The following is a 21,624-nucleotide window of genomic DNA, read 5'->3' as shown; positions in this document are numbered from 1 at the left end:
GTTAAAACGAATGAGACGCATTTACCCTGACGTGCGCAGAAAAATATTGTTGATCGGAGGCGGACTGGCCGCCCGGCTCAGCGCGGCAGTATGCGTTTGACGCGGCCGTCGCCGACCACGCGCACCGGCAGCGCCAGCGGCAGGGCGGCGGCGAACTGGGCCGGATTGCCGAGGTCGAAGCTGCCGCTCAGGCGCAACTGGGCCAGCGCGGCGTCGTCGACGCGCAGGCCGCTGTCGGCGTAGCGCTCGAACTCGGCCAGCGCCTCGGCCAGCGTGGTGTTGTCGAAGTTGACGCGGCGCTCGCGCCAGCTGCCGACGGCCGCCGGCGCCACGCTGGCCGGCACGGCCGGGCCGTCGGCCGCCAGGGTCAGGCCGTCGCCGGCCAACAGGATGGGCGCGTCGGCGTTGCGGCCCGGCGCCGTCACCGCGACCTTGCCCTGTTGCACGGCGACGTTGACCAGGCCGCCGACATTGCGCACGGAAAAGTGCGTACCCAGCACCGTCACGCGGGCCGCGCCGGCCTCGACGTGGAAGGCGCGCTGCGGGTCCGGGCTGACGTGGAACATCGCCTGGCCGCGCAGCAGACGCACCTCGCGGTGGTCGGCGTAGAGGGCGACCTGCAGCTCGGTGGCAGTGTCGAGTTCGATGCTGCTGCCGTCGGGCAGGCGCTGCTCGGCGTACTGGCCGCGCGCCGTGGTGAAGGTTTGGCTGTAGCCCGGCTGGTGCAGTTGCTGGTAGCCGAGCAGGCCGCAGGCCAGCAGCGCGCAGGCGGCCAGCGCGCCGCGCGGGACGGCGTCGGCCAGGCGGCCCAGCCAGCGCAGCGGAAGGAGCGAGGGCAACCGCCGCAACCAGCCCGATGGCGCGGCCGGCTTTGCCGCCGGCGCCAGGCCGCTGCGGTCCAGCGCCGCGACGCGGGCGGCCGGCAGGCTGGCCAGCAGCGTGTCGGCGCGGCACATCTGCCGCCAGGCGAGGGCGTGGGCGGCGTCGCTGTCTAGCCAGCGCTGCAACTGCGCCTGCTCGGCCGGCGACAGGCCGGCGTCGCGCCGCAGCAGCCATTGCGCCGCCGCGCTGTCGATGGCGTCGGCGCGGCTTGGCGCCTGTTCTTGCCGGCTCATGCTTGCAGCTCGCCGGCCAGCGCCTTCTTGCAGGCGACCATCGCCTTGATGATGTGCTTCTCCACCATGTTGACGGAAATGCCCATCTGCGCGGCGATCTCGACATGGCTGAGACCGTCGAATTTGTACAGGGCGAAGGCTTGGCGGCAACGGGGCGGCAGGTTTTCTATGATCGCAAGCAAGTGTTCCATGTGCTGCCTGTCGGCCAGTCGTTGTTCGGGTTCATAGGCGCGCGGCGCGCGCGGCTCGTGCAGGGCGATGTCCTCGTGGCGCCGGACCAGGCTCTGGCGTTGCTGGTCGATGACGATGTTGCGCGCCGTCACGTAGAGCAGGGCGCGTTCCTGGCTGCCGGGCTCGGCCGAGTCGCCGCCCCGGCCGGCCGTCAGCACGCGGGCGTAGGCCTCCTGCACCACGTCCTGCGCCTTGTCGCGGCAGCCGGTGGCGCGCGCCATCAAGCGCAGCAGTTCCTGGTAGTAGCGTTCGAGCACCGCGTCGCATCCTGTCAAAAGGAGCCATGATAGCAATCGATGCGAATAATAACAAGAATCATTCGCATTTACTTTTTTGGATGCTGTTCAATGGCAGGTGCGTCCAAGCCGCGCGCCAATTGCTGGTGGTGATGTCTGGGCATCGAGGGGAGGGGGACTTCTTGCGCGCCCGAACGCAAAAAGCCCAGTCCTGGGACTGGGCTTTTCACTTGAATTCTTGGGGTGGCTGATGGGGCTCGAACCCACGACAACAGGAATCACAATCCTGGACTCTACCAACTGAGCTACAGCCACCACTGGCACTGCGTGATCGACGACGACACTATTGCGGGCAATAAAAAAGGCTGCAAGCATGAACTTGCAACCTCATTATTTGCTGCGAATTCTTTGGGGTGGCTGATGGGGCTCGAACCCACGACAACAGGAATCACAATCCTGGACTCTACCAACTGAGCTACAGCCACCACTGATACTGCGTTGTCTACAGTGTTTCGTAGACAGGTGCCGAATTATACAAGCCAGTTTTGAAACACGCAAACCTTAATGCGGCTTTTTCGCAAAAATGGCAAAAGGGCCTGGATTGACACCGCCTAGACCGACACCGCCTGCACCGGCGGCGTCAGCCCCAGCAAACCGGCGAACGGCCCGCTCAGCGACTGCGCCGCCGCGCTGGTGTAGCCGACCAGGCTGCCCGGCTCGCCGCCGACGCGGCGCAGGCCGGCCGCCTCGAGCAGGCGGCTGAGCTGGCGCGCCACGGCCTCGCCCGTGTCGAGCACGCTGACGGGGGCGGCGGTGTGGGCGCGCACCACCGCCTGTATGCCGTCGAGCACGAAGGGGTAGTGGGTGCAGCCGAGCACCAGCGTGTCGACGCCCTCGGCGATCAGCGGCGCGATGTAGCGTTCCAGCAGGGCGCGGGTGGCCGGCGTGTCCAGCTCGCCCTTGTCGATCTGGTCGGCCAGGCCGACGCAGGGCTGCAGGTGGAAGCTGGCGCCGGTGGCCGCGCTGACCTGCTCGCGCAGCGACAGCAGCTTTTCGCCGCGCAGCGCGCTGGCGGTGGCCAGCACGGCGACCTTGCCGTTGCGGCTGGCGGCGGCGCCCGGCTTGAGGCCGGGTTCGACGCCCACCACCGGCAGTTGCGGGTAGCGCGCCCGTACCGCCTTGATGCCGGCGATGGTGGCGGTGTTGCAGGCCACCACCAGCGCCTTGGCGCCGCGCGCCACCAGGAAGGCGGCGATGGCCAGGGAGCGCTCGGTGAGCACCGCCTCGGTTTGCGCGCCGTAGGGCGCGTAGGCCGAGTCGGCGAAGTACATCAGGTGTTCGTTGGGCAGCTGGGCGCGGATGTGGCGCAGCACCGACAGGCCGCCGACGCCGGAGTCGAACACGCCGACGGGGGCGTCGGACGGCGCGGCGAAGGGCGGCGCAAAGGGTAGGGTGGGAGTCAAGTTGGTGTCCGGACAAGGCGCCCGCCGCCCGCGCGGGGGCGCGCGGCGGGGCCGGGTGGTTGCTTAGGCGGTGACGACAGGGATCGCGCTGACGCTGCTCAGCTGCTCGATCTTGGCCTTCCATTCCGCCGGGCCGGTGTTGTGCACCGAGGTGCCGGCGGCGTCGACCGCCACGGTGACCGGCATGTCGACCACGTCGAACTCGTAGATCGCCTCCATGCCCATGTCGGCGAAGCCGAGCACCTTGGCGCTCTTGATCGCCTTCGACACCAGGTAGGCGGCGCCGCCGACGGCCATCAGGTAGGCCGACTTGTGGCGCTGGATCGACTCGATGGCGACCGGGCCGCGCTCGGCCTTGCCGATCATGGCGATCAGGCCGGTCTTCTCCAGCATCATGTCGGTGAACTTGTCCATGCGCGTGGCGGTGGTCGGACCGGCCGGGCCGACCGCCTCGTCGCGTACCGGATCGACCGGGCCGACGTAGTAGATGACGCGGTTGGTGAAGTCGACCGGCAGTTGCTCGCCCTTGGCCAGCATGTCCTGGATGCGCTTGTGCGCGGCGTCGCGGCCGGTCAGCATTTTGCCGTTCAGCAGCAGGGTCTGGCCCGGCTTCCACGACGCCACTTCTTCCTTGGTCAGCGTGTTCAGGTCGACGCGCTTGGATTTTTCCGTGTCCGGTGTCCAGTGCACCTCGGGCCAGGTCGACAGCGGCGGCGGCGTGATGTAGGACGCGCCCGAGCCGTCCAGCACGAAGTGGGCGTGGCGGGTGGCGGCGCAGTTGGGGATCATGGCGACCGGCTTGGAGGCGGCGTGGGTCGGGTACATCATGATCTTCACGTCGAGCACGGTGGTCAGGCCGCCCAGGCCCTGGGCGCCGATGCCCAGCGCGTTGACCTTGTCGCACAGTTCGATGCGCAGCTCTTCGAGCTTGTTCTGCGGGCCGCGTTTTTTCAGGTCGAACATGTCGATGTCGTCCATCAGCACCTCTTTCGCCATCAGCATCGCCTTCTCGGCGGTGCCGCCGATGCCGATGCCCAGCATGCCCGGCGGGCACCAGCCGGCGCCCATGGTCGGCACGGTCTTCATGACCCAGTCGACCAGCGAGTCGGACGGGTTGAGCATGACGAACTTGGTCTTGTTTTCCGAGCCGCCGCCCTTGGCCGCCACCTTGACGTCGACCGTGTTGCCCTCGACCAGCTCCATGTGCACCACGGCCGGCGTGTTGTCCTTGGTGTTCTTGCGGTCGAACTGCGGGTCGGCGACGATCGAGGCGCGCAGCTTGTTGTCGTCGAAGTTGTAGGCGCGGCGCACGCCCTCGTTGACCGCGTCGGTGACCGTGCCGGAGAAGCCCTCGAAGCGCACGCCCATGCCGATCTTCAGGAAGACGTTGACGATGCCGGTGTCCTGGCAGATCGGCCGCTTGCCCTCGGCGCACATGCGCGAGTTGGTCAGGATCTGCGCGATGGCGTCCTTGGCCGCCGGGCTCTGCTCGGCGTCATAGGCGCGCGCCAGGTGTTCGATGTAGTCGGCCGGGTGGTAGTAGCTGATGTACTGCAGGGCGGCGGCGACGGATTCGATCAGGTCTTCTTGCTTTATGATGGTCATGGTGTTCTCGCGGTTGAGGGAGTGGCTAAGGGGAAGGCGTTAATGGTTTTGCGACTCGTTCTGCGTGCCGGTGGTGATGCGGTCGGTGTAGGCGATGGCCAGCGCCGACAGCAGGAACACGACGTGGATCGCAGTCTGCGCGATCAGCGTCTTGGCGTCGTAGAAGGCGGCGTTGATGAAGGTCTTCAGCAGGTGGATCGAGGAGATGCCGACGATGGCCATGGCCAGCTTGGTCTTCAGCACCGAGGCGTTGACGTGCGACAGCCACTCGGGCTGGTCCGGATGGGTGTCGAGGTGCATGCGCGAGACGAAGGTTTCGTAGCCGCCGATGATGACCATGATCAGCAGGTTGGAGATCATCACCACGTCGATCAGGCCGAGCACGACCAGCATGATGGTGGTCTCGTTGAGTTTGGTCGGCACCACGGCGTTGGGCACGGCGATGGCCTGGAAGATGTGCGCCAGCGCCGCCTCGTTGCCGAGCGCCGCGCCGATCAGGTCCTTCAACTCGACCCAGAAATGGAACACATACACGCACTGCGCCAGAATCAGGCCCAGGTACAGCGGCAGCTGGAGCCAGCGCGACATGAAGATGAAGGCGGGCAGCGGGCGTAACTTGGGGGCTGGTTTGTGTTGCGGGTCAGACATTGAGGTGTATCTCCGGAAAAGGATGGCGTCAAACGACTGCCGACATTTTACACGGGCAATCCGGCAATCGTCTTGCCGCCCGCATAGATTGGCGGCCGGTGCGACAATCGGCGGGGTGGCGACAGCGATGGCGGAAAACTCTGTAAAATTGCATAAAAGATCAAATTGCCCGTCCAACCAAAAGCGCACGCCGGCCGGCGAAATTCCCCGCGAATTCGTCCCGAGTGGCGCCTGTAAGGAGGCAGTAAGCGACCAAGTCTAATGTTGTTGGCAAACGATTACTACAAATGGAGATAAGCATGACCGCTACAGCAAATCAAGGAACCCAGCAGCAAGGTCCACAAGAATCGCGCGTGTTCGAGCCGTCGGCCGCCTTCGCCGCCCAGGCCACCATCTCCGGCATGGCCGCCTACGCGGCGCTGCAGGCCGAGGCCGAAGCCGACTACGAAGGCTTCTGGGCGCGTCTGGCGCGCGAGAACCTGGTCTGGCAGAAGCCCTTCACCCGCACCCTCAACGAAGACAACGCGCCGTTCTACAAATGGTTCGAAGACGGCCACCTGAACGTCTCCTACAACTGCCTGGACCGCAACCTGGAAAACGGCAACGCCGACAAGACCGCCATCATCTTCGAAGCCGACGGCGGCGAGTCGGTCCACGTCAGCTACAAGCAGTTGCACGAAAAGGTCTGCAAGTTCGCCAACGGCCTGAAGGAACGCGGCATCAAGAAGGGCGACCGGGTCATCATCTACATGTCGATGTCGGTTGAAGGCGTGGCCGCCATGCAGGCCTGCGCCCGTATCGGCGCCACCCACTCCGTGGTGTTCGGCGGCTTCTCCGCCAAGTCGCTGCAGGAGCGCATCATCGACGCCGGTGCCGTCGCCGTCATCACCGCCGACGAGCAAATGCGCGGCGGCAAGCACCTGCCCCTGAAAGTCATCGTCGACGAAGCGCTGGCGCTGGGCGGCTGCGACACCATCAAGGACGTCATCGTCTACAAACGCACCGGCGGCAACATCGCCATGCAGGAAGGCCGCGACATCTGGCTGCACGAGCTGGTGGAAAAACAGTCCGCCGTGTGCGAGCCGGAATGGGTCGACGCCGAGCACCCGCTGTTCATCCTCTACACCTCCGGCTCGACCGGCACACCGAAGGGCGTGCAGCACTCCAGCGGCGGCTACCTGCTGTGGGCCGCGCTGACCATGAAGTGGAGCTTCGACATCAAGCCCAACGACGTGTTCTGGTGCACCGCCGACATCGGCTGGGTGACCGGCCACAGCTACATCTGCTACGGCCCGACCGCCGTCGGCGCCACCCAGGTGGTATTCGAAGGCATCCCCACCTTCCCCAACGCCGGCCGCTTCTGGGACACCATCGCCAAGCACAAGGTCAGCATCTTCTACACCGCGCCGACGGCGATCCGCTCGCTGATCAAAGCCTCCGACGTCGACCCGGCCGTGCATCCGAAGAACTACGACCTGTCCACGCTGCGCCTGTTGGGCACGGTTGGCGAGCCGATCAATCCCGAAGCCTGGATGTGGTACTACAAAAACATCGGCCGCGAACTGTGCCCGATCGTCGACACCTTCTGGCAGACCGAGACGGGCGGCCACATGATCACCCCGCTGCCGGGCGCCACGCCGATGGTGCCGGGTTCCTGCACGCTGCCGCTGCCGGGCATCATGGCCGCCATCGTCGACGAAGTCGGCCACGACGTACCGAACGGGCAGGGCGGCATTCTGGTCGTCAAGCGTCCATGGCCGTCGATGATCCGCACCATTTGGAACAATCCCGAGCGCTTCAAGTCCAGCTACTTCCCAGAAGAGCTGGGCGGCAAGATGTACCTGGCAGGCGACGGCGCCATCCGCAACAAAGAGACCGGCTACTTCACCATCACCGGCCGCATCGACGACGTGTTGAACGTGTCCGGCCACCGCATGGGCACGATGGAGATCGAATCGGCGCTGGTGGCCAACCCGCTGGTGGCCGAAGCCGCCGTGGTCGGCAAGCCCGACGACACCACCGGCGAATCGATCTGCGCCTTCGTCGTGCTCAAGCAAGCGCGGCCGACCGGCGACGAAGCCAAGCGCTTGGCCTTGGAGTTGCGCAACTGGGTCGCCAAAGAGATTGGCCCGATCGCCAAGCCCAAAGAGATCCGTTTTGGCGACAACCTGCCCAAGACCCGTTCCGGCAAGATCATGCGCCGCCTGCTGCGCGTACTGGCCAAAGGCGAGACCATCACGCAGGATATTTCCACTTTAGAGAATCCAGCGATTTTGGAGCAGCTCAAAGAAGCGTCCTAATGTAGGGAAACGAGGGGGAAGGCAAAAAGAGTTGGTACTCCTCGGAATCCTTGCTATAATTCGCGCTCCTCGGAAGAGGAGAAAGAAATGCAGGAGAGGTGGATGAGTGGTTGAAGTCGCACGCCTGGAAAGCGTGTATAGGTTCATAGCCTATCGGGGGTTCGAATCCCCCTCTCTCCGCCAAGGATACAAAAGCAAAAGCCACCCTCGGGTGGCTTTTTGCGTTGTAGCCTTGGCGGAGAGAAGCAAGCCCCCTGCGGGGCTTGCGCGGGGGATTCGAAGGCCTCGCCCCTGCAGGGGCGAGCCTCTCCGAATCGGCCGACTGCTGCCGCTGCGCGGCAGCCCCGCGCGCCGTGGGCGCGCGTTCGTGGTTCTAACTAGGTTCTCAGCAGCGCCGCCCACGCCCCCGAACGCATGAGCCCGTGTCCCAATGTCGGTATCTGACCCCGCCTGGGGTCTCACCTCACCGAACAAACTCAGCCCCGCTTCAACTGGTCGATAACGCTCGCCACCTTGGTAGTAATCATATCGACAGCCGGGCCATTCGCGCCATGCGGGATAATGATATCGGCGTTGCGCTTGGTCGGCTCGATGAATTGCTTGTGCATCGGGCGTACTGTTTCCAGATACTGGTCGACGACGCTTTCCACCGAGCGGCCGCGTTCGGTAATATCCCTTTGCATACGGCGGATGAAGCGGATGTCGGAAGCGGTGTCGACATAGATCTTCAGCGACATCATGTCGCACAAGTCCGCGTCATACAAGGCGAACAGGCCCTCGATCACGATCACCGGGGCCGGCTTGACCGGAATGGTCCGGTTGGAGCGGTTGTGGAGCGTGAAGTCGTACTCCGGCATCTCGATCGATTCGCCGTTGCGCAAGGCTTGGATGTGCTGGACCAGCAGCGACCATTCGAAAGCCTGCGGATGGTCGTAATTCTGCTGCGGGCGGACTTCGGGGGGGGAGATGGGTTTGGTCGCAGTAGTAATCGTCCTGCATCACGACCGAGACCATATCTGCGCCAAACGCGGCGAGCACCTTCTGGGACACAGTGGACTTGCCACTGCCGCTACCGCCTGCGACGCCAATAATAAACGGTTAGAAAGAAATCGTATTCATGCCGAATGATACCGGAAGCGCGAGCGAACTGACAGGGACCGGCGGTTCCGAAGTGACGCATGCGGCAGTTCTGTGATGCCTGCCCAATGATGGCCAGGGAGCTGCTGCTTTGGCCGGTAGCGGAGCATAAGAACGCTAGCTCATCTGACAGTTCATGTCAGGGCAAGAGTTAGTACATATCAGTCATTTGGCAAAAACACAATTTTCATCAAGGCGCTTCGGTCTGAAAATGCTGGCGTATTGCGCGAGCTGACTATGCAGTCGCAACGTGCTCAACGTAGTTTTGCTTTAAGGCGCCGCTACCGCGTTTTAGTGTGCTCTGTCTTCACGGCACGAGAAAGATAAGTTTCGCACTCAGCCTGTCCTGAAGACTTCCCTGAGATCGAAAATTTCAAGATAAGACAGAAATTTACTATTGAAGATGGTTGCTGACTATAAATAAATAGTACACTTAATCTACAGTTAATTACCTTGGAAATGCCATGGCGAAGACAGTAACCCTCAAAAACGGCCGACACTGGGCGACCCAAACAGCCGCGCTCTCTCACTTCAAGGATTTACTTCATCGTTACAAAAACGGCGACATAGTGGACCGCCCCGATGACATAGATGATCTCACCGCACTTTTGACGGTGTACGATGAGGCACGCGCGGCCGACGAATCCTCGAAGATCGGCGATGGTATTCAGTACATAAAACGTTTAAATAATTCTGTATTGGGATGGCCTACAGATGGATTTTGGGTATTTCGTATTGACGGCTCATCGGTGGATTTTAGCTACATCGCGGCAGTTAAGAGTGCAACATCCCGATAAATTCGCTGTCTTAATTAATCGAAGAAGCCTCAGAGTAATAATATGAACCAACCAGACAATTTCTTTAATGTAATTTTTCATGAAAATAAAAGTACTGGGCAGGATGTTGCGTTGTGTGCTGGATACGAATCTGGCATTTGGAGAAACGACCAGCTTGCTGATCATGCGATGGAGTGGCTCCCGGAGTTTGCTTTAACTTATAGTGAATTAACTAGCATAAGTCACAGCAATGCAATACGAATGACAAAAAAGGCGGCTCGCCTAGTATATCAAACTGGAAAATATGGAAACCGTGGAGAGTTCGGTGAGCTTTTTTTGCACATTGCTATTCGCCAAGTCTTTGAAACTATTCCTGCTGTAAGTAAGATTTACTACAAAAGTGCAGTAAATGAAACTGTTAAAGGATTTGATGCAGTTCATGTGGTGAGAGGAACAGCAGGGTTGGAGCTATGGATTGGCGAGACAAAATTTTACACTGCTGTATCTCGAGCAATAACAGACGTATGCAAAGAAATTGTAGATCATCTTCGAGTTGATTATTTAAAGAACGAGTTTTTGCTCATACAGAACAAAATAGATTCAAGTTGGCCGGAAGAAAAGGAGTTGCGATCCCTTTTAAATCCTAACGTGTCACTGGACACAGTTTTTAAAAAAGTATGCATTCCAGTTTTGCTAACATACGAAAGTAAAGCAGTAGCAGGGAATTCAAAAACTGATATAAAATATTTGCAAGAGGTAAAATTAGAAATTGAAAAAGCATATCTTAAATTGCGCACTGACTTGGGAACTTCATATAAAGCGGCCTATGGCGTTGATCTTCCGATAACCATTCATGTGATTTTGATACCTTTGGCGGATAAAAAAGCACTAATCTCTACGTTAGATAAACGATTGAAAGCGTTACAATAATGGACGTCTTAGATGATCTGCGCCAAGAAATTGTTACAGCTTCATTTCCGATGGATGCTTTTTCTATACTATCCACCGTGTCAAAATTTTGTTACAAGGATTCCGATATAGGGCGGGAGCTCGTAATAAGAGTGTTAGATCGTCGAAACGAATTAAACTCGGATCATCAGCATATATTAGATGAATTGGCAATTCAGGTTGGTTTACATCCATATGTGAATAATCTTGAAAAGTTATCGCTTCGGGGGGCACTTGCGCATGCTAGCAATCGTGCAGATGGCGAGATGGCAGACTTTGTACTGCATTCGGCTCAATCACGGGTTTTAAATTTGCTCCTAGAAGGTATGTCTGTAATTTTGAGTGCCCCTACTTCTTTTGGGAAAAGTTTACTTATTGATTTGGCGATCTCTTCAAATGATTATGATAACGTGATTTTGATCGTTCCTACGTTAGCGTTAGTTGAAGAAACCCGCAGGAGGATGGCTCGCTTTGCTACCACCCACAGCATTATTACGACATCCAATCAAAAAATTGGGGAGCGAAATATTTTCGTCTTCACTCAGGAGCGATATTTATCCTCTCAGTCTGAAATTCCAATTCCAAATTTCTTTGTTATAGATGAATTTTATAAATTATCTATTCAGAATGATGGAGGGCGAGCGACACAATTAAATCAGGCATTTCTACGGCTGGTAAGTACTGGCGCTCAGTTTTATCTACTTGGCCCGGCAATTGGGTCGATTCCAGATATAGTAAAATCCAGAACAAATTGCGTTTTTGTGGTGGAGAAATTTCAAACTGTTGCTATCGAACTCCATACTATTTCGAAAAAACCTAATAAGGATCTGGCCTTTGCAGCCTTGCTAGATCAACTGGATGGTCAGACGTTGGTTTATTGCCAATCCCCTGCAAGTACGAGGAAAGTCCTCAAAGCCTATTTGGAAAACAGATCAATTCCCATTACAGATGATATTGAATTAGTTGAGGCAGCAGAGTGGACAGCGGAAAATTATCACGAGGAATGGTTGGTTTCAGTTGCCCTTATGCACGGAATCGGTATTCATCATGGTCGTCTTCCTCGGTCATTGGGACGATTTATGATAAGGGCTTTTGAAGAGGGTAAGTTAAAGTTGCTTTTATGTACTTCGACATTAATCGAAGGAGTTAACACGGCGGCTAAAAATGTAGTTATTTTTGATAGTAAACTAAACAATAGGGCGTTAGATTTTTTTACTTTTAATAATATTCGAGGGCGTTCTGGACGAATGTTTCGTCATTTTATTGGACATGTATTTGTATTTGATGCGCCACCGGAGCCGGAATTGCCTTTTGTTGATATTCCGGTCTTTAATCCTACTGAAACGACCCCTAATAGCTTATTGTTGCAGATTGAACATGAACTACTTTCTCCTCTACTTCAGGGACGTATTAGGCCAATTCTTGAGCAAAGTTTAATTCCTGTGGATTTGCTGAAAAAGCTCTCTAGCATCGAACCGGAGTTTGTCCTAAATGCAGCGAACCATATCATATCGATGAACTCCTCTGATATTTCTGAGTTGTCCTGGTCGTCACATCCCCAGTACGAGAATATTAAGGCTACTTCTAATATTATTTGGAATCAGTTGAATGGAGCAAGTGCGGCGAAACATGGGGGCGTTCATTCTGCAAGTATGATGACATATTGGATTTGGGAATTATATAAGAGTCGAAGTGTTCCTAAATTTAGGACTAAAATGATTGCGAAGCAGATTGAAGCAGGCAAGTCTCCCGATGATGCAGTTGAAAATGTACTTGCCTTTCTTCGAAGTTGGGCTTCTTTTAGTTATCCGAAGTACTTGATGGCTGTTAGCGATATATCAGATGTGATACTTCTACTACGGGGAATGAAAGGTTGTAATTATGTTTCGTTTGCGGCTTCGATTGAGCATCTATTCCAACCCACAACTTTTTCCTCTCTTGAGGAATTTGGCTTGCCATTCGAACTATCTTCTCAATTAGTAGCGTCACGAGTATTTGATAAAGCCGACAAACTTGATGTTGTAATAAAGGCCTTGCAAAATACTTCTTTAGAAAAATTTGCTAAAGGTATTTTTGAGAGACGTCTTCTGGAAGATTTTAAGGATGGCTTGATTGGTGGAAGTAAAGTTGCGCCATGATGATACTGTACCGATAAGCGCGTGATATTTGCGCGCGATAGAAAATCTTTCGTGGTCGCATTAGGGGGTCTCGTGAATACGACCGATTATGCGGACGGGTTCGGATTCAGCGATGGAAAGGCGACCTATACAGTCATTACCGAAAGCGAAAGTGAGCGCTTGGCGTTCGCGATTACCATGAGCAAGCTGCTGCGAGTTTAGTAAAGTCCGTCGATCCAAATGGTGAAAGTCCTAGAATATAAGCATTGCCGCGATGGCGTAGCGTTCATCAACTTCGGAGTCTCAACTTGCTAACCTTATAGGAGAGTGCCGCGATAGTATCCCGGAAAGCTGGATTCCTACGAATAGCTAGCAACCAAAATATGGAATGTGGAGGCAAGTTGTTTGATGTCCTCCAACGACAGATTCGACATGCCTACCTCATTCTGCCCTCTTGACCAGGTAAATCGTCGACTCGTTGATGGCGCGGTCAGTCATGTATGTCGATCACATGTTCTGGAAGGAAGACCACTTCGCCTCCTAGAGCTAGATTTTCCTGTTCGTCCGACGTAACGGGAATGTTGTTTAGCTCGCCAACGTAGTAAGGGCCTACACGCCGTTTTACGATCACCCACATGCGCTCGCCAAACGTCTCCGGCGATTCGGGGTCATCTCTATCTGGCGGAATTGCGATTTCGAAGACCAACTTTACGACGTCACCTTCGTCCAAAGCACGGCGTTCTTTTTCTCCTGGCATATAGAACGTTTCAGGAGTTCTGTGATTCTGCGCTAGACCACTTTGAAGTTCCCAACCATCCAAGTCCAACGTGGCAAGGCGGATTTCCTCGACGTCGTCCATCACGTCCGCACCCCATTCGGGTGGTTGCCCGATGGTTGGCGGGGCATGTAGCGGGGTCTTAAAGATGGTGCGTAGAACTTGATCTTGTGAATGAGCGAATTCCACCCCTTCACGCATATCAACAGCGAAAATCCCGGCGAAATGAGGAGGGACTGCACAGTCGTCGCCAGGTTCGAAACTGCCCTGGCGCACTATCGGAATGAATTTTTCTCGCGGCTGTCCGGCGGCTAAATGGCCGGAAATTATCTGCTGCTCGTAGCCTACACCACCCCGTCGATTGAGAGACTTGATGTAGTAGTTTTTCGTGCAAATAATCAACACGAAGTCGCATGTAGTAATTTCGACTTCCATAAACTGGGTCAGGCTCTGCCCGGGAGCTACATGCCACTGGTCAAGCCTGATGTCTACACCGTTCATGCGTAGTCGTTCGGCCAATTCCCTGACCCAGTCTTTATGTTCTTCAGAGTCCCAAGAATATGATATTAAAGCTTTCGGTGGCATAAAAGCGTTCAGTTCGAGAGTAGGGATATCTATTCGAATTCGAGGGACTTCGACTCTGCATCAATCAACTGTAATGCGGCACGCGACAGCAGGCCGCTGCGCGTTTCATGGCGTGCGTCTGCATACCGATCAATTTTACTGAGAACAAAGCGTGGCAGGCTGATGTTGATACGTTCTGGCTTACTATCAAGTTTGTCAAGGTCGACTTCGACCAATGCCCAAATCCCGCCCTTATGATCAGGATTCTCTTGGAGCGCTTCGATCTTGTTTTGTGCGATTTCAACAGGTTCGCCCAGCTCCAATAACGTCTCAATGTGGCTGGTGATTGCCTCTCGCACGTTCTTCAGAGCATCTTCTACGGTGTCGCCCCACGAGTGGACGCCTTTAATGTTTGGTACGTTTACACCGTACACACTACCTTCATCTTTAAAAATTACTACTGGGATGTCCATTCTGGCCTTTCCTATGACCGGTTTTCTCTTTCCAGGTCATAAACACAAATAACTCCGAGGATTCACGACTTCACGATTTCACGATTTCACGATTTTCCACTTACGACTTGCACATTCGGCTAATTGCTCAGAACTCTAAGTCCCCGGCATCTTGTCTGATACCGGTGGAGTTTTACTTAATTCCTGCGTCCTTCAGTATGCTGTTCCACGTTCCGATTGGCAGGTCTTTTTTAGGGTGAGGCACCGTAACTAGACCGGGCTTTTCAGCGTGTTTGAAGTGATGGTGGCTGCCCTTGATTCGTACTTGCTGCCAGCCATCGTCTTCCAGCATTCGGATTAATTTGCTTGAGTTCATCTTCCTCCCCGAGTGTCGCTGTGTGTAATTGTACACACGAGAACGCGACTGTGTAGAAGTGTGTAGAAATATTTTTTGCAGGCCGATCGTCAAGGCTAAAACTGAGGCTAGTGCTGTTGGGCAACCACTTGCAGCCTCACGTGTAAGATCGTGCCGGCACAGCAGCCACCCTCGGGTGGCTTTTTGCGTTGTAGCCTTGGCGGAGAGAAGCAAGGCGCTTTCAGCGCTCGTTCTGCAGGCGCAGGGCCTTGCCTTGCGTCCGGCCGGACGGCCCCCGGCCCCCGGCCCCCGGCTGCGCCCGGGCAAGCGACACCATGGCCCGGGCTGCGTCGTCGAGCGGCGGGTCCAGAAAAGGCGTCTAGAGGAAAAGGCAGCGCACTCGGCCGCAGCAGGCGCTATCGCGGGAGCGGACAGTGAAATCGAATCGGACGCCGGTCGCGTCGTCAAAATGCGCGCAAAACCCAAATTCACGCGTTTTTTGAAACCCATTCACAAATGCAGTTCAATACGGCGTATCTGGGCGACTTAGTCCGGTATGGCATCACGGCGAACGAGGGGTCACCTCAATAAAGGGAGTTTTTAGCACGCTAAGGCGGGCATTGGTCGTCAATGCATTTGCTGTGCAATAACGCGAACCATTCCACCGAGTCCTGGCTCACGACGGACATTGAAGCCAAGGGACGCCAGGGCGGTCACGACCCACTCTGGCGATAGGCGCAACTTTGGATAGTTGCTGAGTCGAAGGTGCCACTGACCTCCATCCCGCTCGTGCAACACATCGTGGACTTGCACCCTCGTCTCACCGTATTCAAGAAAGCACGTAAGAATCCGATTCTCATCGCTACGCACCAAAATAAATCGCCCATCACCTTTTAAGGCAGCTGACGCATAGTCGCGGAACGTGACTGCGAACAGACCACCGGGGACCAACGTAGCCGAGATGGCCTTGAACAAAGCTTCGACGGATGCGGTATCCGGCAAATGCGTGAGCGTATCCCCCATGCAAAGAATTACCGCGGCGGGTTGCGGGACGTGACTCTTGAACTCCAACAGATTGGCGTTAACCGTGCGGATCGGGAGGGAGCCGGCGTGGGCCTCCAATTCGCTCAATAGTGGCTCGTAAGTATCCACGGCTGTCACCTGGTATCCGCGTCGAGCCAGCGGTACGGAATGCATTCCGAAGCCAGCGCCAAGATCGACGGCGATACCGGTACCGTTGGCGGGTATACCGATGGCTTCAAGCTCAGCATCTGCCCGGCTCATCGCCGCGTCGATGTCACCGACCATCCAAGAATAAACTGGGCCAAGGAGCTTTTCGTAATGATCGCGGACGGGGCTTACCACAGGACGACCTCACAAAACAGAGAGTGTTTGGCGAGCACGTTTCATACCTTGGCGTGCTCGAGACGCGGCTTTCTCCACGGGGAGCATGCGCCGTGCCGATTATATCTTACCAATGTTGAAACTGGCGTCAGCTATTTGAGCATTGGATGCCCTTTTGAATGCGGGCAGGATGCCATGCCAACATTCCCTTGCTTGTTTAGCCCAGATATCACCCTGTTCTCGCGTCCAGGCTGCCCTAAGAAAACTGCTTGCGGGCGAGCCAAGGCTTGAGCGACATCTTGAACAGGAGTTGGGCAGCTAAGTATCGATTTCGTAGCGTGCCCTATGTGGCATTTTCTCTTCACCTACCTAGGCATCACCTCATCCGATAAACTCAGCCCCGCTTCAACTGGTCGATAACGCTCGCCACCTTGGTGGTGATCATATCGACCGCCGGGCCATTGGCGCCATGCGGAATAATGATATCGGCGTTGCGCTTGGTCGGCTCGATGAATTGCTTGTGCATCGGGCGTACTGTTTCCAGATACTGGTCGACGACGCTTTCGACCGAGCGGCCGCGTTCGGTAATATCCCTTTGCATACGGCGGATGAAGCGGATGTCGGAAGCGGTATCGACATAGATCTTCAGCGACATCATGTCGCACAAGTCCGCGTCATACAAAGCAAACAAGCCCTCGATCACGATCACCGGGGCCGGCTTGACCGGAATGGTCCGGTTGGAGCGGTTGTGGAGCGTGAAGTCGTACTCCGGCATCTCGATCGATTCGCCGTTGCGCAAGGCTTGGATGTGCTGCACCAGCAGCGACCATTCGAAAGCCTGCGGATGGTCGTAATTCTGCTGCGGGCGGACTTCGGGGGGGAGATGGGTTTGGTCGCAGTAGTAATCGTCCTGCATCACGACCGAGACCATATCTGCGCCAAACGCGGCGAGCACCTTCTGGGACACAGTGGACTTGCCACTGCCGCTACCGCCTGCGACGCCAATAATAAACGGTTGGAAAGAAATCGTATTCATGCCGAATGATACCGGAAGCGCGAGCGAACTGACAGGGAGCGGCTGATCCCAAATGAAGCGTACTAGCTCAGATCTAAGCTGCCCTTCAGCGTCCGATGACCGGTAGCATTCGCCTTAGGGCGATCGTGCAATCTCGGGATGCAGGAAGAACGGTGAGTTGCCCAATGAGCGTTAGCGCTCGTGGCGAAGTACTATTTTTCAAATTATAAAAAATAGGTTGCCGCAAGGAAAATAACAACCTATGATTAACTTATAAATAGACCCAAACCCTGTCTGCAGTAGCACCTATCATGAGTGAACGATATGCTGCCCAACGAGTCCCATGCCGTCCCGATCCGTAAAGGACCGCCACGGCCACAAGATGCGATAGCGCCCATCCCGGCCTCGGCCAGCTCGCATGAAATGACGAGCGAAGACGAGATCGGCGACACGCTGACCCTGCTGGCCGCCAACGGTGACGCGATCTCGATGTACGTTTCCGGCACCCGCGAGCCGGTGCTTGGACGCATACTCTCGGTCGATCCCGAACAACCGCACTTCGTGATGGAATTAAACGAAGGTACAAGCCTGCCGTCCGGCAGGATCACCTTTGTCACCGTGCTGCGCACCGCCAAGCTGCAATTTCGCCTGTCCAAGCTGGATTGGGACTCGCTTCCCGACAAGCCGCAGCTGATCCCGATGGTATTCCCGGCAACCTGCGCGGTACTGGACCGGCGTGCCAACGAGCGCTTGGAAACGCCGCTGGGCACCACTTTCACGGCCACGTTTGAGCTGCACGGCAGCCCTCACGAGTGGTCCATCTACGATTGCTCGCTGGGCGGGCTCGGCCTGCACTGCACCAAGGGCGAGGCGAAGGGCTTGCTCAAGGGCCGCAAACTGCCGGATGTGCGGCTGGTACTGGAAGAAAAGGAAACGGAAACCGTCGTCGTCACCGAACTGGAAATCCGCTTCACGCGCGCCTTCCGTTCCTTCCTGGCGGGCGAACAGACCCATATCGGCTGCCAGTTCTGCAATATGACGCCGGAGACCGAAAGCCAGATCAAGAGCCTGATGGATAAGGTCAACAATGCCTCGCGGCAGCGGTGAAAAGCACTGAGCCGCATTCGCTTTCGCTTGCTTGCTTGGATGGATACCAGCGCGCGCGCAGCCGCATGAACGGCGTCTCCACACACCGGAACAGCAGCCAGCCGCCGAATATGCCGGCGGCAAACACCAGCAGCACCGTCAACGGCGCACCCGTATCGACATTCATCCGGCGCAAATGCGGCGCGGCGAGCATGAAGATCGGCTTGTGCATCAGGTAGACCGCATACGACCACATCGCCAGGCTGGTGGCGCCAGGCACGCCCACGCGGCTCAGGATCGAACTGGGACTGAGCGCGGCCATGAGCAACAAGGCGTAGCTCATGGCCAGCAAAGAAAACCCCAGCGTGGTCGACAGCATGGTGTCGGGGAAACCCTGGTTCACGCAATACAGCGTGGCGATGACGGCGGCCAAGCCCACGACCAACAACAGGTTCCCCTTGCGCAGGATTTTTTCATACAGCGCGCCGTGAAAATTCTTCAGCATGGCGATGGCCACACCCGGCAGCAACTCGTCGAAGCGGCCCAGGGTGGAGTAATACGTCTCCGCCGCGAAGGCGTCGTGGCCATCCGCCACCCAAGCCATCCCGCGCGCCGCCATGCCGACGAGGATGGCGCCGACGATGACGGTCCAGCCGACCCGCAGCGCGTTCCTGCAACTGGCCACCGCCAGCACCGCCAAGGGAAGCACCAGGTAAAACTGCTCCTCGATGCACAGCGACCAGGAATGGCTGAACGTTTGCCCATACTCCAGGCCGAAATTCTGCGTGAAGGTGAGGAAGCGCCACAGCGGCGCGGTGCTCGATCCCTTGAGCAAGTCCGGCAAGAGGAAGTACGCGGCCAGCACGACGTAGTAGTTCGGCAGCGTGCGCAGCAGGCGCTTGGCGAAGAAGACCTTGAGCGAAAAATCCTCCTGGCGCGCGATCGCCGACAGTATTTGATTGCCGATCAAATACCCGCTCAGCACAAAGAACAGATCCACCCCGGCCCAGCCGACGCGGCCTACAAAGCCGAAGGTGGGACTGCCACTGACGAAGCCGGTGTAATGCGTCATCAACACCAAAGCGATGGCGATGGCGCGCAGGGTGTCCAAGCCTTTGGCTCGGACGAGTTCATTTTTCTGGATCATGCGTTGTGTTTCTTGAATTGTTAAGGTTGCTGTGGTGTGCGGGGCAGGCATATAGTAGCAAGTTCATCATATTTCGTTTTCCGCGCACCGAACAATGAGCGATCTGAACACCGCAGCCATTCCCGCCGATTCGGCCAGCCCGGACGGCAACGTGCGCAGCCGCTCCCTGCTCGCCGCCTGCGGCGCCCACGCCGTACACGACGGCCTGACCGACCTCATCTACGTGCTGCTGCCGATCTGGCAGGCGCAGTTTTCCCTCAGCTACGCGCTGGTGGGCCTGTTGCGCGGCGCGTATGCGGGGACGATGGCCGGCTTCCAGCTGCTGGCGAGCCGCCTGGCCAAGCGCTGGGGCCGCGAGCGCATGCTGGTGGGCGGCACGGCGCTGGCCGGCGCCGCCTACCTGGTCGCCGGCCTGGCCGGCGGCCTGCCGGTGTTGCTGTTCGCGCTGGTGCTGGGCGGGCTGGGCGCCAGCACCCAGCACCCGCTGGCGTCCTCCATCGTCGCCGACACCCACGAGGCCGGCGGCGGCGTCAAGCAGGCGCTGTCGCAGTACAACTTCGCCGGCGACATCGGCAAGACGCTGATCCCCGGCCTGGTCGGCCTGTTGCTGGTGGTGGTCAGCTGGCAGGCCAGTGTCACGTTGATGGGCCTGCTCGGCCTGGCGGCGGCCGGTCTGCTGTGGTGGCTGCTGCCGACGCGGCTTGAAGCGAGCTCGGCCAAGGTGGCGTCCGCCAAGACCGTCGGCGGCAGCGGCTCGGCGGGCGGGTTCTACGCGCTGCTGGCCACCGGCACGCTGGACACCGCGGTGCGCATGGGCTTTCTCACCTTCCTGCCGTTTCTGCTGCAAAGCAAGGGCGCCGGCAGCGCCGGCATCGGCTTGGCCCTGTCGCTGTTGTTCGTCGGCGGCGCGTTCGGCAAGTTGTTGTGCGGCTATCTCGGCGCGCGCATCGGCATGATGAAGACGGTGTGGATCACCGAGTCCGCCACCGCGCTGCTGATCCTGCTGGCGGTGTTCCTGCCGCTGGCCGGCATGATGGCCATGCTGCCCTTGCTGGGGCTGGCGTTGAACGGCACCTCCTCGGTGCTGTACGGGGTGGTGCCGGAACTGGCCGGCGCGAGCAGGCCTTCGCGCGCTTCTACACCTGCACCATCGGCGGCGGGGCGCTGGCGCCGGTGCTGTTCGGCCGGCTGGGGGACGTGGCCGGCGTTCCCGCCGCGTTGATCAGCCTGGCGGCGATTCTGCTGTTCACGCTGCCGTTGTCGTGGCGGGTGCAGAAGGGGCTGGACGCTTGAGTACGTCGCGTTCGCGTCAAAGCCGTAGCGCCCATCGCACGACTTTGTTGAAAAGCGGGCATAGCATTGTCGAGTTTGATTTTGGTTGGCGCTCGGCGCTACCGATTCCCTTAGCATGTGCTTAGCGGCCCAGAGAACGGGGCGTTCCGCTCCGGCCGGCAGCCGATGGATGTGGAATCACGAGAAATGAACCTGTTTTTAGGAATAAATACGAGCTCGAGGATGCGGTCTGCCAAGCATTTGTCCAGTTGGACCCACTTGCGGGCGTTGACTTGAGGTTTTGACGGCGCCAAGTTGAAAAGGTATGCGAAAATGCCTATTATGAATTCTCGGTTCGGTTACGGAGAGACTCCGTGAAGCAGAGCGAGTTCAGGCGATGGCTTGGAGAGCAAGGTGCGACCTTCAAGGACGGCACCAATCATCTGAAGGTCTATCTGAATGGCAAGCAAACCGTCATGCCCAGACATCCGAGCCACGAAATTGGCGAGCGTTTAAGGCAGGCAGTCTTGCAACAGTTAGGATTGAAAACGGGGAAGTGACTCCGGCGGCCGTTTCAGCCAGTCGGTCCCTTATCCCCTTGCTTAGTAGCATAAGGATTGGTATGCGCTACCCCGTGAAGATCGAGCAAGATGGCGAGGGCTGGTTCGCCTCCGTCCCTGCCATTCCCGAAGCACTGACCAGCGGCCCCAGCGCGGAGGCCGCGCTGGCGATGGCCAAGGACGCGTTGATCACATCGATGGACTTCTATTTTGAGGACGGCCGCCCCGTGCCCTTGCCCGGTGATATCGCCGAGGGGGAGTATCATGTCGACCTGCCCGCCAGCATGTGGGCCAAGGTGCTTCTACTGAACGAAATGCTGGCGCAACAGAAGCGCCCGACCGATCTGGCCCGCTTGCTGGGCGCCAAACTGCAGGACGTGCAGCGCTTGTTTGACTTGGCGCACCCGACCAAAATCGACAAAGTGGAGCAGGCGCTCAACGCCTTGGGCAAGCATCTGGTGATGGCAGCCAGTTAGAC

General features: G+C 57.6%; 19 protein-coding genes, 3 tRNA genes and 1 pseudogene. 9 read left to right on the top strand and 14 right to left on the bottom strand.

All coding sequences use genetic code 11. The features are described from left to right. Positions 1–77 precede the first annotated feature (77 nt). From BM252_RS11105 to BM252_RS11075, 7 genes are all read right to left on the bottom strand, one after another. Complete coding sequence (locus tag BM252_RS11105) at positions 78–1,115, bottom strand: FecR family protein (protein ID WP_093387483.1); 1,038 nt, start codon at positions 1,113–1,115, stop codon at positions 78–80. Beyond that, on the bottom strand, positions 1,112–1,603 hold the full coding sequence (locus BM252_RS11100; RefSeq protein ID WP_093387482.1) for a sigma-70 family RNA polymerase sigma factor: 492 nt from the start codon (positions 1,601–1,603) through the stop codon (positions 1,112–1,114). Before BM252_RS11100 ends, BM252_RS11105 begins: the two co-directional genes overlap by 4 nt. 218 nt (positions 1,604–1,821) lie before the next feature. Next, positions 1,822–1,897: transfer RNA gene (locus BM252_RS11095), tRNA-His, on the bottom strand. A 94-nt stretch (positions 1,898–1,991) separates the two neighbouring features. Next, positions 1,992–2,067 (bottom strand) — tRNA-His (locus tag BM252_RS11090). A gap of 126 nt (positions 2,068–2,193) precedes the next feature. After that, a complete protein-coding gene (murI, locus tag BM252_RS11085) occupies positions 2,194–3,045 on the bottom strand; it encodes a glutamate racemase (protein ID WP_245774195.1) in 852 nt (283 codons plus the stop codon). Positions 3,046–3,108: 63 nt separating this feature from the next. After that, complete coding sequence (locus BM252_RS11080) at positions 3,109–4,650, bottom strand: fumarate hydratase (RefSeq protein WP_093387479.1); 1,542 nt, start codon at positions 4,648–4,650, stop codon at positions 3,109–3,111. A gap of 39 nt (positions 4,651–4,689) precedes the next feature. Next, on the bottom strand, positions 4,690–5,298 hold the full coding sequence (locus BM252_RS11075; protein WP_093387477.1) for a YqhA family protein: 609 nt from the start codon (positions 5,296–5,298) through the stop codon (positions 4,690–4,692). A 299-nt stretch (positions 5,299–5,597) separates the two neighbouring features. On the opposite strand from BM252_RS11075, the gene acs reads away from it, so the two are divergent. Both acs and BM252_RS11065 read left to right on the top strand, forming a co-directional pair. Beyond that, positions 5,598–7,598: an acetate--CoA ligase gene (gene acs / locus BM252_RS11070; protein WP_093387476.1), complete on the top strand. Its 2,001-nt coding sequence runs from the start codon at positions 5,598–5,600 to the stop codon at positions 7,596–7,598. A gap of 92 nt (positions 7,599–7,690) precedes the next feature. Further along, a tRNA-Ser gene (locus tag BM252_RS11065) sits at positions 7,691–7,781 on the top strand. Positions 7,782–8,074: 293 nt separating this feature from the next. Here the strand turns inward: BM252_RS11065 and udk (BM252_RS11060) are convergent. Next, a complete protein-coding gene (gene udk / locus BM252_RS11060; RefSeq protein ID WP_281249349.1) occupies positions 8,075–8,500 on the bottom strand; it encodes a uridine kinase in 426 nt (141 codons plus the stop codon). A 699-nt stretch (positions 8,501–9,199) separates the two neighbouring features. On the opposite strand from udk (BM252_RS11060), the gene BM252_RS11055 reads away from it, so the two are divergent. The 3 genes from BM252_RS11055 to BM252_RS11045 are packed head-to-tail and all read left to right on the top strand — an operon-like array spanning position 9,200 to position 12,597. After that, positions 9,200–9,532, top strand: coding sequence for a DCL family protein (locus BM252_RS11055; protein WP_093387474.1), 333 nt, complete (start codon positions 9,200–9,202; stop codon positions 9,530–9,532). A 42-nt stretch (positions 9,533–9,574) separates the two neighbouring features. Next, positions 9,575–10,441, top strand: a complete 867-nt coding sequence (locus BM252_RS11050; protein ID WP_093387473.1) for a HamA C-terminal domain-containing protein — start codon at positions 9,575–9,577, stop codon at positions 10,439–10,441. Continuing rightward, positions 10,441–12,597, top strand: a complete 2,157-nt coding sequence (locus BM252_RS11045; protein ID WP_093387725.1) for a DEAD/DEAH box helicase — start codon at positions 10,441–10,443, stop codon at positions 12,595–12,597. The genes BM252_RS11050 and BM252_RS11045 overlap by 1 nt, the downstream gene beginning before the upstream one ends. A gap of 469 nt (positions 12,598–13,066) precedes the next feature. Here the strand turns inward: BM252_RS11045 and BM252_RS11040 are convergent, their stop codons facing one another. The 5 genes from BM252_RS11040 to udk (BM252_RS11020) all read right to left on the bottom strand — a co-directional run bounded on the left by BM252_RS11040 (position 13,067) and on the right by udk (BM252_RS11020) (position 17,102). After that, the gene (locus tag BM252_RS11040) at positions 13,067–13,936 is read right to left on the bottom strand and encodes a toll/interleukin-1 receptor domain-containing protein (protein WP_093387471.1); all 870 of its coding nucleotides are present in this window, start codon (positions 13,934–13,936) and stop codon (positions 13,067–13,069) included. A 29-nt stretch (positions 13,937–13,965) separates the two neighbouring features. Then, on the bottom strand, positions 13,966–14,388 hold the full coding sequence (locus BM252_RS11035) for a type II toxin-antitoxin system HicB family antitoxin (protein WP_093387470.1): 423 nt from the start codon (positions 14,386–14,388) through the stop codon (positions 13,966–13,968). A 172-nt stretch (positions 14,389–14,560) separates the two neighbouring features. Continuing rightward, the gene (locus tag BM252_RS11030; RefSeq protein WP_093387468.1) at positions 14,561–14,743 is read right to left on the bottom strand and encodes a type II toxin-antitoxin system HicA family toxin; all 183 of its coding nucleotides are present in this window, start codon (positions 14,741–14,743) and stop codon (positions 14,561–14,563) included. 606 nt (positions 14,744–15,349) lie between these two features. After that, positions 15,350–16,087 (bottom strand): class I SAM-dependent methyltransferase, encoded by a 738-nt coding sequence (locus tag BM252_RS11025; RefSeq protein ID WP_217429903.1) that lies wholly within the window; start codon positions 16,085–16,087, stop codon positions 15,350–15,352. A 373-nt stretch (positions 16,088–16,460) separates the two neighbouring features. Continuing rightward, positions 16,461–17,102 carry a uridine kinase gene (gene udk, locus BM252_RS11020; RefSeq protein WP_093387465.1) on the bottom strand — a complete coding sequence of 214 codons (642 nt, stop codon included), beginning with the start codon at positions 17,100–17,102 and terminating at the stop codon, positions 16,461–16,463. Between the two features lie 303 nt (positions 17,103–17,405). Between udk (BM252_RS11020) and BM252_RS11015 the strand changes: the two genes are divergently transcribed. Continuing rightward, the gene (locus tag BM252_RS11015) at positions 17,406–18,188 is read left to right on the top strand and encodes a flagellar brake protein (RefSeq protein WP_093387464.1); all 783 of its coding nucleotides are present in this window, start codon (positions 17,406–17,408) and stop codon (positions 18,186–18,188) included. Here BM252_RS11015 and BM252_RS11010 read toward each other — a convergent pair. Continuing rightward, positions 18,163–19,314: an acyltransferase family protein gene (locus tag BM252_RS11010; protein WP_093387462.1), complete on the bottom strand. Its 1,152-nt coding sequence runs from the start codon at positions 19,312–19,314 to the stop codon at positions 18,163–18,165. The genes BM252_RS11015 and BM252_RS11010 overlap by 26 nt on opposite strands. 94 nt (positions 19,315–19,408) lie before the next feature. On the opposite strand from BM252_RS11010, the pseudogene BM252_RS11005 reads away from it, so the two are divergent. The 3 genes and pseudogenes from BM252_RS11005 to BM252_RS10995 all read left to right on the top strand — a co-directional run bounded on the left by BM252_RS11005 (position 19,409) and on the right by BM252_RS10995 (position 21,622). Next, positions 19,409–20,607: pseudogene (locus BM252_RS11005) on the top strand (MFS transporter). Between the two features lie 353 nt (positions 20,608–20,960). After that, complete coding sequence (locus BM252_RS11000) at positions 20,961–21,146, top strand: type II toxin-antitoxin system HicA family toxin (protein ID WP_093387461.1); 186 nt, start codon at positions 20,961–20,963, stop codon at positions 21,144–21,146. 62 nt (positions 21,147–21,208) lie between these two features. Next, positions 21,209–21,622, top strand: coding sequence for a type II toxin-antitoxin system HicB family antitoxin (locus tag BM252_RS10995; RefSeq protein WP_093387724.1), 414 nt, complete (start codon positions 21,209–21,211; stop codon positions 21,620–21,622). Positions 21,623–21,624 lie beyond the last annotated feature (2 nt).

Origin of the sequence: Rugamonas rubra (genome assembly GCF_900114705.1) — a bacterium.
GTDB lineage: Bacteria > Pseudomonadota > Gammaproteobacteria > Burkholderiales > Burkholderiaceae_D > Rugamonas > Rugamonas rubra.
The sequence above is the reverse complement of the archived record's forward strand: the minus strand, read 5'-3'. Positions and strand labels throughout refer to the sequence as shown.

Bases quoted from the DNA above. Each gene is read 5' to 3' on its own strand.
- BM252_RS11105 (WP_093387483.1), bottom strand. From the start codon at position 1,115: ATGAGCCGGCAAGAACAGGCGCCAAGCCGCGCCGACGCCATCGACAGC.
- BM252_RS11080 (WP_093387479.1), bottom strand. From the start codon at position 4,650: ATGACCATCATAAAGCAAGAAGACCTGATCGAATCCGTCGCCGCCGCC.
- BM252_RS11075 (WP_093387477.1), bottom strand. From the start codon at position 5,298: ATGTCTGACCCGCAACACAAACCAGCCCCCAAGTTACGCCCGCTGCCC.
- acs (WP_093387476.1), top strand. From the start codon at position 5,598: ATGACCGCTACAGCAAATCAAGGAACCCAGCAGCAAGGTCCACAAGAA.
- BM252_RS11055 (WP_093387474.1), top strand. From the start codon at position 9,200: ATGGCGAAGACAGTAACCCTCAAAAACGGCCGACACTGGGCGACCCAA.
- BM252_RS11050 (WP_093387473.1), top strand. From the start codon at position 9,575: ATGAACCAACCAGACAATTTCTTTAATGTAATTTTTCATGAAAATAAA.
- BM252_RS11045 (WP_093387725.1), top strand. From the start codon at position 10,441: ATGGACGTCTTAGATGATCTGCGCCAAGAAATTGTTACAGCTTCATTT.
- BM252_RS11040 (WP_093387471.1), bottom strand. From the start codon at position 13,936: ATGCCACCGAAAGCTTTAATATCATATTCTTGGGACTCTGAAGAACAT.
- BM252_RS11035 (WP_093387470.1), bottom strand. From the start codon at position 14,388: ATGGACATCCCAGTAGTAATTTTTAAAGATGAAGGTAGTGTGTACGGT.
- BM252_RS11030 (WP_093387468.1), bottom strand. From the start codon at position 14,743: ATGAACTCAAGCAAATTAATCCGAATGCTGGAAGACGATGGCTGGCAG.
- udk (WP_093387465.1), bottom strand. From the start codon at position 17,102: ATGAATACGATTTCTTTCCAACCGTTTATTATTGGCGTCGCAGGCGGT.
- BM252_RS11015 (WP_093387464.1), top strand. From the start codon at position 17,406: ATGCTGCCCAACGAGTCCCATGCCGTCCCGATCCGTAAAGGACCGCCA.
- BM252_RS11010 (WP_093387462.1), bottom strand. From the start codon at position 19,314: ATGATCCAGAAAAATGAACTCGTCCGAGCCAAAGGCTTGGACACCCTG.
- BM252_RS10995 (WP_093387724.1), top strand. From the start codon at position 21,209: ATGCGCTACCCCGTGAAGATCGAGCAAGATGGCGAGGGCTGGTTCGCC.